This is a genomic window from Actinoallomurus spadix (assembly GCF_024055725.1).
In the GTDB taxonomy this organism is placed as follows: Bacteria; Actinomycetota; Actinomycetes; order Streptosporangiales; family Streptosporangiaceae; genus Actinoallomurus; species Actinoallomurus spadix.
Map to the genome: position 1 here is coordinate 164,881 of NZ_JAMXMX010000016.1, position 12,226 is coordinate 177,106.

General features: G+C 69.0%; 6 protein-coding genes. 3 read left to right on the top strand and 3 right to left on the bottom strand.

Translation table 11 applies throughout. From position 1 onward, the window contains the following. Positions 1-186: 186 nt before the first annotated feature. The gene (locus tag NE235_RS23875) at positions 187-1,776 is read right to left on the bottom strand and encodes a tannase/feruloyl esterase family alpha/beta hydrolase (protein WP_252806659.1); all 1,590 of its coding nucleotides are present in this window, start codon (positions 1,774-1,776) and stop codon (positions 187-189) included. A gap of 356 nt (positions 1,777-2,132) precedes the next feature. Between NE235_RS23875 and NE235_RS23880 the strand changes: the two genes are divergently transcribed. After that, positions 2,133-3,845, top strand: a complete 1,713-nt coding sequence (locus NE235_RS23880) for a carboxylesterase/lipase family protein (protein WP_252806661.1) — start codon at positions 2,133-2,135, stop codon at positions 3,843-3,845. A gap of 97 nt (positions 3,846-3,942) precedes the next feature. Next, a complete protein-coding gene (locus NE235_RS23885; protein WP_252806663.1) occupies positions 3,943-5,568 on the top strand; it encodes a long-chain fatty acid--CoA ligase in 1,626 nt (541 codons plus the stop codon). Positions 5,569-5,660: 92 nt separating this feature from the next. On the opposite strand, the gene NE235_RS23890 is transcribed toward NE235_RS23885, so the two are convergent. Then, positions 5,661-9,215, bottom strand: a complete 3,555-nt coding sequence (locus NE235_RS23890) for an alpha-N-acetylglucosaminidase TIM-barrel domain-containing protein (protein WP_252806665.1) — start codon at positions 9,213-9,215, stop codon at positions 5,661-5,663. 115 nt (positions 9,216-9,330) lie between these two features. On the opposite strand from NE235_RS23890, the gene NE235_RS23895 reads away from it, so the two are divergent. Then, positions 9,331-10,518, top strand: coding sequence for an ROK family transcriptional regulator (locus tag NE235_RS23895; RefSeq protein WP_252806666.1), 1,188 nt, complete (start codon positions 9,331-9,333; stop codon positions 10,516-10,518). Positions 10,519-10,614: 96 nt separating this feature from the next. Here the strand turns inward: NE235_RS23895 and NE235_RS23900 are convergent, their stop codons facing one another. Further along, positions 10,615-12,018 (bottom strand): glutamate decarboxylase, encoded by a 1,404-nt coding sequence (locus NE235_RS23900; protein ID WP_252806667.1) that lies wholly within the window; start codon positions 12,016-12,018, stop codon positions 10,615-10,617. Between the last annotated feature and the right edge of the window lie 208 nt (positions 12,019-12,226).

The window sequence follows — 12,226 nt, forward strand, 5'->3', positions numbered from 1 at the left end:
TCCAGGTGACGTGCGGGCGGACACCCGCGACCGGGTACGTCACGGACAGCACCGCTAGGGGGCGAGGCATGTCAGTCCCTTCTCAGTCGCACGGTTCGCGCGGCTCTGAGCCGCGGCTGGTGGCGGTAAGGCGGCGTCCGAGTCCGCGCCGATGTCCTTCGTGGCCGCGGGGCGTGGTCGATGACGTCAACGCGAACACACGAAGCTTCGGGCGCTGTCGGGGTCACCTGAGCGGTATTTCGGCCACCGCGGATATTCGCAAAGCGGGCGTGCTCGGCCGCTGCGGCCGTCCGTGACCACCGGATCGATGGGCGGCCGTCCCTTTTCGACCCACCGTTCGAGGGCGGAGAGCGAATCCCAGTTCGCGGCGAATGCGGGCGTGCCGAAGTTCGCGTGATTCGAACCGGGAATGAGGTAGTACCGCAAGAACTCTCGTGTCTGCTCGGGGCCTACTGTGTTCCGCACGCGCCGGTAGTAGTCGTTCGTCGAGCGATGGGAGACCAGCTCATCCGCGGCACCATGGAGAAGGAGTAGCTTTCCGCCAGAGCGCGCGAACGGGCGAAGGTCCGAGTTATTGCGATCCTGGATGGTGGACAGGTAGCTGATCCGGGGAAGCCGGCTTCCTGGCCGCCGAGGGTCGACGGAAAGAGGGCTGTAGTCGGGATCTCTCGTCAGGAAGTATTTCACCCACTGGTCCCAGTACCGCGGACCATACCCACTCGTCGCCGGCATCGGGTCGGCGGGCGCGGATGTGCCGAAGCCGAGAATCGGCGTTCTCATATCGGCACCTGAAAGGAAAGGAAAGCCGGGGTACGAACGCTCGCCACTGGCGATCCTGTACGGCCAGCTGAACGGATTGGACGCGGCGATCACCGATGCGATCTGCAGGTCGGACAGACACGTCGGACCGGCATCGACGCCATTGGTGCAGCGAAGCGTCCGAGGGTCGAAGTTACAGCCGTCGACGTTCGATATGACCTTGTCCTTGAGGCCGTCTCGCCCGTCACACGCCTTCATGACGCTGTCGTAGAGAAGCGTCTGCTCGTCTGGCCCAGGAAATGCGCCAGGGCGGGACATCACTTGCGTGAGGTATCCGAGATAGAGAACCTCGGCCATGTTGTTCCAGGCGGGGTAGGCGGCGATGACGCCGTCGAAGGCGTCGGGCCACCGTTGTGCGACGACAAGGGCTTCGCGACCGCCGGTCGAACCGCCTGCGAAGTACACTCGGCCGGGCCCTGTGCCGTAAGCATGACGGATGAGGAAGACGGCGGCATCGCGGGTCTTCTTCAGTGCATCGCCGGCGGCGAAGTTCCGCAGTGCCTCGTCGTTCATGCCGAAGGATCCGTCCAAGGACCCTGCGGGACCGGCTTGGTGTCCGGAGTCACTCGCGAACGTCACATATCCCCGAGCCAAGGGCGTCGGTTGATCGGACCGGCCGAATGGCACGTTCAGCGTGATGTCGGGGATCGTGCCGTTGTATCCGCCGCCGCCGAACATCATCGCTTTGCGATTCCAGGTGACAGGCATACCGATCCGCAGCTTGATCCGCGGTGCGGAGGGATCCATCGGGAAGAGGGCGGCAGCGATCCTGCAGTATTCGATGGCCGCGCCACTCACAACCTGGGTTACGAAGGTCGCCGACTCGACGCGGCCGCCTTTGGTCGGCAGGCTGATGGCCGACGCCGGGATGTCTCTCCCCGCCGACTCCGAGCATCTCGGCGCCGTGCCCGCTGCGGCGCTGGAAGGCGCACGCCCGAGGAGCACTGCCGCGCTCACCAGTCCGACGGCGAGCGCAAGTCCGGCACGGATCGAGCCCGATCTTCCATCAGCGTGTGGGGCTCGGCTCATCACGGACCTCTTTCGTGCAGGCACCCTGTGCCGTCAAATCGTCTATTTGCGGCACGCAGTGCCACTGTTACATAGGTCACAAGCACACGCAAGGGTCCGCGTGCCGGCGACATGCCCGCCGGCCGACTACGAGGTCCTGGCACTCGCGGCGGGACCGCGCCCGGCGTCCGGCGAAGGGTGTCGGCTCTTGCACGACGTGAGTGACGCGTGCCACAGTGCATGGCACGCGGTGGCAACGATTACGCATTCGATGACACCGCGTGCCACGAAGGAGTTGCTGCTCAATGCCCGCTCTCCCGTCCAGGGCCGCCATCGCCCGCCAACCGGCCGGGCGTCACCGCACAGTGTCGTCTCTGCTCAGTTCGATCGTCGGCATCACTCTTACGACCGCGATCCTGACCGCCACGCCGCTCGCCCATGCCTCCGCCGACGCCATCCATCCCGGGCATGGAGCGCAGGCTTCGACCCTGGTCCGCACAACGCTGGGTCCGATCATCGGACGCGACGAGGGCCGGTCGAGCGGGACGTACTCCTGGCTGGGGATCCCCTACGCCGAGCCGCCGGTGGGCCATCTGCGATGGCGGCCGCCGGAGCCTCACCGGTCCTGGAAGGAGGTCCGCCGCGCTCAGCGGTACGGATCGGGCTGCACACAGCCGGGACGCTTCTTCAGCCCGTCCCCGAACGGGCCGTTCTACGACCTGTCAGTGCGTGATGGGCTGCAACAACCCGTCGGCGAGGAGGACTGCCTGACGCTGAACGTCTTTCGTCCGGCGACCTCGAAGCGCAACCTGCCCGTCGTGTTCTTCATCCACGGCGGAAGCAACGTCGTCGGCTATTCGGCGGATCCGATGTACGACGGGCGAGAGCTGGCCAAGCGCGCCCAGGCCGTGGTCGTCACCGTGAACTACCGAGTGGGAATCTTCGGCTGGCTGAACGCCGAAGGCCTGGGAGACGGCGACCCGCTCTCGACGTCCGGTAACTTCGGCACCCTTGACCTCATCGAAGCGCTCCGGTTCGTCGACCGAAATGCCCGGCGGTTCGGTGGCGACTCCCACAACATCAGCGTCATGGGCCAGTCGGCGGGTGCGGTCGACGTCTGGTCCCTGCTCGTCTCCCCCCTGGCCCGCGGAATGGTCGATAAGGCGATCCCGCTCAGCGGCGGTCTGAGCACCGCAAAGGTGGCCAACGCCAGGGCTTACGCCGACCGTGTCATTCAGGCTGCGGAGAGCGACTATCCCTCTTCGGGCATGCGCGGCGTCGATCTGCTTCGTTCGCTGTCCGCCGACGACCTGGTGCGAGTGCTCGTCAAGCACAAGCTCGACGCAACGCCGGCGGTCATCGCGGACGGCACGGTGATCCCGTCGGACCCGTACGCCGTACTCGAGTCCGGAGCCGATCGTGATGTGCCCGTGCTCGCCGGGAACACCCTTGAGGAGGGGAAGCTGTTCGGCAGTTCGATCGGGGCGCACAAGCCGAGTGACTACGACCGGTTCACACTGCAGTACTCGTTCGATCCCGACGAACCCGGCGCCCTGACCGTCTCCGATCTTCTCAAGGACCAATATCTCCCGGTCGACAAGCCCGGTGGCTGGAACGACGCTGCCGCGGCACTGACCGAGTCGATCTTCACGGGGATCAACCGCGATTCACTGGACGCATTGGCTCGCAGCGGGAACCGATCGCTCTACCATTACAGGTTCGACTGGAACCAGGAGCCAGCGCCCTTCGATCAGGTGTACGGCGCCGTGCATGCGATCGATCTGCCGTTCGTGTTCCACAATTTCGGGCGCAACGTGTTCTCGTACGCCTTCAGCCGGCAGAACCGGCCCGGACGACTCGAGTTGTCGGACCTGATGATCGCCGGCGTCCGGAGCTTCCTCACCACCGGATCACCGCAGCACCGCGGACTCGGTCGTACCTGGGACCGGTGGCCGGCGAGCCTGGTGGTCGACGCGGACGATCAGCACGTCCATCTCGGGTCGGTGACCGATGGGTGAGGACACTGTCCGCCTGACGACGGCCCGGGTCCGCCTCGCGGTGAAGACCTGATCGAGAGCGGGATCGACGGGGACGGCCTCACCGGAACGGAGAATCGTGCGCGGGTTGATGCAGGACGGGTCGCTGGACATCGGCGTGTTGCTACGGCGCGCAGATCTGGGCTTCCGCCACAAGCGCGTCGTGACGGCGACCGCGTCGGGCGAGGTCATCTCGACCTGGGGCGAAGTGATGGACCGCGCGCGGCGGCTCTCCGCCGTGCTCGACGTCCTGGAGGTTCCACGCTCGGCGCGTGTCGCCACCTTCGGCTGGAACAGCCAGCGCCATGTCGAGTTGTACCTGGGTGTTCCGTCGGCCGGCCGCATCCTCCACACGATCAATCACCGGCTCTTCACTCGCGACGTGGCGCACATCATGTCCGACGCGGCCGACGACGTCGTCTTCGTCGATCGGTCGCTGCTGGGCACGGTGTGGGACGTCGTCCGTTCCACCGCGACGGTTCGCTGGATCGTTGTGATGGACGATGGCGGCGAGGAGGAGATCCCTGCCGATCCGCGCGTGGTCGACTACGAGGCGCTCCTCGCGCGGTGCCCGGAGCCGGCACCGGCGGTGCGCGTCGATGAGAACGACGCCGCGAGCCTGTGCTACACCTCCGGCACGACCGGGCGGCCGAGAGGTGTCCTGTACAGCCATCGGTCCATCGTTCTGCACGCGCTGCTGTTGCTGGGGGCCGACAGCTTCGCCATCTCCGAGCGGGATGTCGTCATGCCTGTGGTGCCGATGTTCCATGTGAACGCCTGGGGGCTGCCTTACGCGGCGATGCTCGCCGGCGCCGACCTCGTACTCCCGGGCCCGGCGATGGCCCCAGAGAACCTCATCCGGCAGCTCTCCCGGCATCGCGTGACGTTCTCGGCCGGCGTCCCGGCGATCTGGCGCGCTCTGGAGCCACTTCTGGGCACCGCGGATCTTTCGTCGCTGCGGATGGTGGTCAGCGGCGGGAGCGCCCTGCCGGACGCGCTGTCGGAGGCGTGGGCGCGAGCGACCGGCGTGCCGATCACGAGTTCATGGGGGATGACCGAGACGAGCCCGCTCGTCGCATGCGGCCGCGTGTCATCCGCGCACGACGCGCTCCCGGCCGATGATCGCCGGCGGTTGCGCGGACAGCCGGGGCCGACGGTGCCGTTGGTCGACGTACGGATCGTGGACGCCGACGGGCGGCCCGTCGAGCGGGACGGCGTTTCGTCGGGCGAGCTCCAGGTGGCCGGGCCTACGATCGCGGCCCGCTACTTCGGCGCCGATCCGGGAACGTCGTCCTTCACCGACGACGGCTGGCTGCGTACGGGTGACGTCGCGACGCTCGACGCGTTCGGCTACCTGCGCATCGTCGACCGTACCAAGGACATGATCAAGTCCGGTGGGGAGTGGATCTCGTCGGTCACGGTCGAGAACGAACTCATGGCGCATCCCGCCGTGCGGGAGGCAGCGGTGGTGGGCGTCACCGACGACCGCTGGGGCGAGCGACCGTGGGCGTATGTCGTACTCGCGGCGGGGGAGGAGATCGACGAGACGGGCCTGCGCCGGCACCTGCGCGAGCGGGTCGCCTCGTGGTGGGTCCCGGATCGCTTCCTGATCATCGATGAGATCCCCAGGACGGCGACGGGCAAGTTCTCGAAGGTGGCGTTGCGCGATCTCGCCGAGTCCACCGCCGCCTCGCAGCCGCTGTGACGGCTGGTGTGGCCGTCGGTGATGCCCGGCGACGATTCCGTACGGTCGCGAGTGCTCGGCTTGCCGTCGGCACTGGCTGCATGACAGCGGCCCTAGGACGTCGGGGTGCCGTAGACGCTGACTTCGGTGAGGTGGAAGGTGGCGTTGGCGGTGTTGCCGAGGCCGGTCACCCGGACGTATCGGGCCTTGGCCTCGGTGTTCATCGTGTCGCCCGCGTCGGTGGCGGGGTTCGGCCCGTTCCGGCCGCCGAGGGTGAACCAGTGGGTGCCGTCGGTGCTGCCCTCCAGCCGGTAGGTGTAGTAACGGGTGCGGTCGACGTAGTTGCGGACGTTGATGCGGGAGACGTCGTCGACCGCTCCGAGGTCGACCTGCCACCAGGTCTGGCCGTACGTCATCGGCCCGCCCCAGTACGGGGAGTTGGCGCGGCTGCCGTCGTTGGCGGCCTCGGCCGGGTGGCCGGACTCCGACGACAGTGCGGTCACCGGCTTGTGGAGGCTTTGCAGGACGTCGCCGGACCCGTCGCGGGAGGTGTCGGGCGCGTCGGCGATGCCGCCGGCGAAGAGGGCGATCGCCTCCTGCGCGGTGTGGGCGTTGACCGCGCTGACGAACATCCCGACGTCCTGCGTGCCCGACGCGCCGGCGACCGTGCCGGATCCGATCACGGTCCAGTTCTTGTCGTCGGAGCTGCAGGAGCCGGTCACGCGGCCGCCGTCCGTGCGCAGCCGCACGTGGACCTCGCCGGCGGTGAACCCGCCGACCTCGGTCATGTGATCGAGGCCGCCGTCGCCGTCGGCGTCATAGGAGAAGACGCAGCCGTGCTCGGGTGTGACGGCGATGTCGGCGTACCCGGCGGACCCGGTCTTGGACAGGTCGTTGCTGACGACGAGGCCGGCGCGGGTCCACGGGGACGCCCCGTCCAGCCTGGTCACCTTCGTGGACACCGCGTGACCCGAGGTGAGCCCGCCGCCCTTGTAGACGGTCGCGAGTTCGTTGGTGGCGTCCCACATGTCCTTGCCACCGGCGGCGATGCCCGTCGTATCGCCCGTTCGCGCGAACGCGGCCGGTGCGGAGGCGGCCGTCCTGTACGGCGCCGTGACCGTACTTCCGCCGACCATGAGGAGGGAGTGCGCGGTCGCCCGTCCGGACGCGCCCGCGGCGGTACGCCAGGAGGCCGTGGCGTTCAGGTCGGGCAGGGAACCGGCCGCGGCGTCGGCCGGGGCGGTCACCGTCCAGGTCGCGGTCGCGGTCTTGCCGGGATCGACGTCGTTCCCGGGGCCGGTGGCGCGGGTCGCGGGGCGGACGGCGTAGCCGGGTGGCGCGGTCAACGCGAAGCCCACCTTGTGGGCGGTGCTCAGCGCCGAGTCGCTCGTGAAGGTCGCGGTGACGTGGACGGTACCGCCCGGGGTGACGCCCTTCCGGTCGGAGGTGAGGGTCAGCACCCCGGACGCCTCGTAAGCCGCCTTCGTGGCCAGCCGGTAGGCGTCGCCGTGCGGTACGGCCGCGTAGCGGGTGCCCGCGTGCGCCCAGTTCTCGGCGACCGCGCGCCAGTCGATCGGCTGCGGCTCGGCACCGGTCTTCAACGCGTCCTTCAGCACGCCGAAGAACATCCTCCAGCGCGCGGCGTAGTAGCCGCCGACCAGGCCGTTGAAGTCCCGGCGCGCATAGTCCTGAATCCCGGGGCTCTCGGTCTGCCACAGTGTCACCAGCGACTTCAGGTCGTAGTCGAGGGTCGCGGCCTCCTCCGGGTTCGCGGCCTGGCGGGCCGCCTCCCGCTGCCACGTGCCGAGCAGGAAGTGCGGATCGGCGCCGAGCACCTCGTCCATCAGCTTCATCTCGGCCATCCACCGGTCGGTGAGTCGCCCGAAGGCGGCGCCGTCGCGGTCGCGATAGGCGGCGAGAATCCGCGGCAGGAGTGCTCTGCTGCGGTTGGCGAGCACCTGACGAGTGACATCGACGAGGTCGTAGCGGTACGCGTCGGAGTGGCGCAGCCGCGGATCGACCTGAAGCAGCTCGTGCAGCGCCTTCTCGAACTCGGCGGGGTCGTACTGCAGCGCCGCCTGCCCGGTGTCGGTGAGGCTCGGCTGGTCGTCGAACAGGGCGGTCACGTGCCGGGTGTCCTTGCCCGCAGGCCAGGAGTACGCCGTGTGCTCGATGATCCGCCAGGCCGCCACGGCGTGCGGGTCGGCGGCACCGTAGCGGGCGGTGGCGTACTCGGCGAACCAGGCGTCCATGTCGACCGGGCCGTTCTCCCACGGCAGGTCGGCGAAGAACTCCACCGCGGCCGGGTTGTTGTCGATGGCCTCGGGCATCAGTGCGATGCCGTTCATGGCGTTTCCCGGTTTGGCGCGCCAGGCGTTGAACTTGTCGTTCCACACGGTGAGGCCGGCACCGAAGTTCTGGTGGCCGCCGAAGTTCCAGATCGTGCCGAAGGCGTACTGAGTGCCGAGGAAGTCCTTGTCGCGGTCGGTGATGCCGGGCTGTTCGCTGAGGCCGTCGACGATGAACATCTTCGATCGGTCGACCGCCTGGAGCGTCGCCGGAAGGGGGTTGCTCTGCCAGCCGAGGATCACCCAGATCGCACCCGGGTGGGCAGCCTCGAGCGCGTCCTGGACGGCCTTCGACGCCGGGCCCACCGGTACCGACCCGGCGGTGCCACCCTCGTGCAGCAGGTCCATCTTGTACATCGTGGAGGTGCCGAAAAGCTCGGTCTGTGCCTGGTAAAACGCCGCCGCTACCTTGCCGAACTGCGGGCCGGTCGGGTCGAGCCAGTCGGGACGCCGCAGGCCGTTCCAGGTGCCCTGCGGGACGGTGTTCGCCCCGGGGTTCCGCGTGGCGAAGTCGGTCGGGACCGTGCCGTAGTAGCCGGGCAGCACCGGCGTCATGCCCAGTTCGCGCAGCCGGTCGATGATGCGCCGGGCGAGCGCGACGCGACGGTCGATCAGTTGCTGGGAGATCGGTGAGCCGGTGCAGCACATGTTCTGCAACAGCCACCACGCCTGGTGGGCCGGCTCGGGGATCCACTTGCGCATGTCCGCCGCGCTGTAGCCGAACTGCTGGAAGGCCTGCTCGTAGACGGCCTCCTGCCCCCCGTAGACCAGCATCTGGTCGATGCCGAGAAGTGCGAGCACGTCGATGCGATGTTCCCACTCCGGCCAGCTCAGGTACGCGCCGGCGTATCCCTCATTCGTGTCGTTGAGCGCGAACCGGTTGGCGACCGACGCGTCCTGCGCGATCGGTGCGGACGGCAGCGGCAACCGCGCGGGAAGGTCGAGTTGCGAACCGCCGATGGAGACGTTGGCGTGCGCGACCTTGCGCAGGTACCAGCCGAACCCGGTGAGCTGTACGGCGGGGGAGGTGCCCGCGACCACCAGGTGCCCGCCCTCGGCGGAGACCTGGAAACGGTCGGCGCCCGTGCCCTTGTCGATCGTCCGGAGCGTGACCTGGCCGGCCCGGCTCTTCCCGAGGATTCGCTCCAGTGCCTGGGCGGCCGGTCCGTCGTCACGCGCGGCGGCCGTCGCGCGGGCGGGTTCCGCCGTCGCCGGTGGCGCCACGGCCAGGGGGGCGACCAGCGTCGCCGCCAGTGCGGCGATGAGTGTACGGGATCGGCGCCTGCTGCCCGATCGTCTTTCCAGCCGTCGGCCTGACACGATGGTGGCACCTCCACCGAAGGGTGTTTATTAAGGTCTTTACAAAACCTCGCATTCATAATGTGCAAGCGGGTCTCCGCGGTCAAGAGGGCCAGTGGATCTTTCGGAGGGACCAATGGGAGACGAGCGTGCGGCCGGCACTCCCGTTCTGCGCCGCCTCAACACCGCTTCCGTGCTGCGCGCGGTGCGCGACTGCGCACCCGACCCCGTACGGCTGGCCGAACTGGTCAAGCTGACCGGCCTCACCCGTCCTACCGTCGGCCAGGCGGTGGAGGACCTGGTCGAGGCGGGCTGGGTCCAGCACCACCACCCGGCCGCCGCCTCCCGGAAGGGCGGCCGTCCGGCCGTCCGCGTCTCCCTCCGGGGCCGCGCCGCGCCCGTGCTGGGCCTCGACGTCGGCCCGCACACGGTCAGCGCGGGGATCGACGACCTGGCCGGCCGCCGCCTGGCCGCGGTGCGCCGATCAGTCGACCACAACAAGGCCAGCCGCGTCCTGACCGTGGTCGACGCGGTCATCGCGCGCACCCTCGAGGAGGCCGGCCTCGAAGCGGACGAGATCGCCGCGGTGGTCGTCGCCACCCCCGGGATCGTCGACTCCGGCTCTGGCCGGATCCTCCTGGCGCCCAGCGTCTCGGGATGGACCTCGGTGAACCTCTCCGATCATCTCCGCGACCGGTTCCGCTGCCCGGTGCGGGTGGAGAACGACGCCAACCTCGCCGCCCTGGCCGTCGCGAGGGAACGGTCCGGGCCCGGCACTCTGCTGGCCGTCCAATGGGGAGAGCGGCTCGGCGCCGGCGTCGTGATCGACGGACGTCTCCACCGGGGTACCGGAGCGGCGGGCGAGATCGGCTTCATCCGGCCACCCGGTCGTGTCCCCGACACCGACGACGGCAGGGGCCCCCTCGAACGCGCCATCGGCGCCGAGGCCATCACCGAACAGGCCCGTCGGGCCGCCCGCGCGCACCCCGAATCGGTCCTGTGCGACGGCCCGATCGACGCCGCCGCCGTCTTCGCCGCGGCCACCGCCGGGGACGCGGTGGCCGAGCACGTCGTGGACGACGTCGCCAGGACCTTCGCCCAGGCCATCGCGCCGGCCGTCCTGGTCCTGGCCCCCGACGCGGTCGTGATCGGCGGCGGGGTGGCCCGCGCCGGAACCGTCCTGCTCGCGGCCATCACCCGGCACCTGGCCGATCTGACCCTCACCCCACCCGACGTGGGGATCTCCGGTCTGGCCGAGGACACGATCCTGACCGGCGCCCTGCGCATGGCCCTGGACGACGTCTGGCGCCGGCTCCCCGCCTGACGACCGCTGAACCGAGCCCGGAGTACGACTCGGGGTAACCGCGGGCAGGCAGGCCGGCCCGAGATCGCCGGACGGCCGAGCCGCTGCTGGAATATCTCAGTGGTACACGGGACCACGCCGTCGAGGCGCCAGAATGGCGGGCGCGCCGGCCTTCGCCGTGGGCCCGGGCGACGGCTCCGCCAGTTCTGCGCGCAGCGCGTTCAGGAGCAGGTCCGCGGTGTCGCGGCTGAAGCCGTTGCGGATCACCATGCGCATCACGGCTACGTCGCCGAGGGCGTCGGGTAGGTGGTAGGCGGGTAGCTGCCACCCGTGTTTGCGCATCCGCTCGTGTATGTCGAATACGGTCGTGGCCGCGTCGGGCCGCGTCCGCAACGCCACGACCGGCAGATGGGTTCCGTCGGAGATGACCTCCAGCGCGGGCATCTTCGCGAGCTGTTCGGCCAGATAGGACGCGACATCACGGGAGGCCTGCTGCACCGCGCGGTAGCCGTCGAACCCGAGGCGCAGGAAGGTGTAGTACTGCGCCACCACCGGGGCGCCTGATCGGGAGAAGTTGAGCGTGAAGGTGGGCACGCTGCCGCCGAGCAGCTCGCAATCGAAGATCAGCTCCTTTGGCAGCGCCTTCTTGTCGCGCCAGATGATCCACCCGATGCCCGGGTAGACCAGCCCGAATTTGTGGCCCGAGGTGTTGATGGACAGCACCCGGGGCACCCGGAAGTCCCACACCAGGTCGGGCTCGAGGAACGGAGCGATGAAACCGCCCACCGCGGCATCGACGTGCAGCGGCACGTCCACTCCCCGCTCGGCCTGGAGCCGATCCAGCGCGGACGCCATCTCGGCCACCGGGTCGTAGATCCCCAGCGCGCTGGACCCGAGAATGGCCACCGCGCCGATGGTGTTCTCGTCGCAGGCGCTCGCCACCTCGGACGGATCGACGGTGAAGCCGGGTTCCCGGATCGGCACGTAGCGCGGCTCGACGTCCCAGTAGCGGCAGAATTTCGGCCAACAGGTGTGCACCACGCTGGGCATCACCAGATTGGGCCTGTCCGTCGGCAGGCCCTGAGCTCGCCGCCGCGCACGCCAGTTGAACTTCATCGCCAGCCCGGCCAGCATCGTGGCCTCGCTGGAGCCGCTGGTCGAGCACCCGACACCGTCGGTGCCCGGGTCGTTCCAGAGGTCGGCCAGCATGTTCACGCACCGTGTCTCCAGTTCCGCCGTCTGGGCGTACTGGTCGTGGTCCACCAGGTTGCGGTCCAGAGAGTCGGCGATCAGGTCTTTGGCCTGGGGCTCCATCCAGGTGGTGCAGTAGGTGGCGAGGTTGAGACGGGCGTTGGAGTCCAGCATGATCTCGTCCCGGACCAGCGCGGCGGCCGCATCCGGTGCCATCGGACCGGGCGCCAGCCGGTAGCGCGGCACCCCGCTCGCCGGCACGAGCCCGCTGTACAGCGGATTCACGGCCAGATCCATGTGCCGACGCTCGCGATGCACCTGCTTGACCATGTCGATGTCTCCCTGGTGTTCCCGTGGTATGTCCGTGGCGTCTGCCTGTCGGCACCAGCATGGACTACTCAAGGTAGTCACATGACTACCGAACGGGTCACATCTTCGTGCGGGTGCGGAGTGAGCTGCCCAGAACCGGCGCCCCTCCCGCGGGGGAGCCTGGTCGGCTCGACTCGCGTGGGAGGGGCGCTCGGTTCGCCTGCGTGCC

Bases quoted from the DNA above. Each gene is read 5' to 3' on its own strand.
- NE235_RS23880 (WP_252806661.1), top strand. From the start codon at position 2,133: ATGCCCGCTCTCCCGTCCAGGGCCGCCATCGCCCGCCAACCGGCCGGG.
- NE235_RS23895 (WP_252806666.1), top strand. From the start codon at position 9,331: ATGGGAGACGAGCGTGCGGCCGGCACTCCCGTTCTGCGCCGCCTCAAC.
- NE235_RS23900 (WP_252806667.1), bottom strand. From the start codon at position 12,018: ATGGTCAAGCAGGTGCATCGCGAGCGTCGGCACATGGATCTGGCCGTG.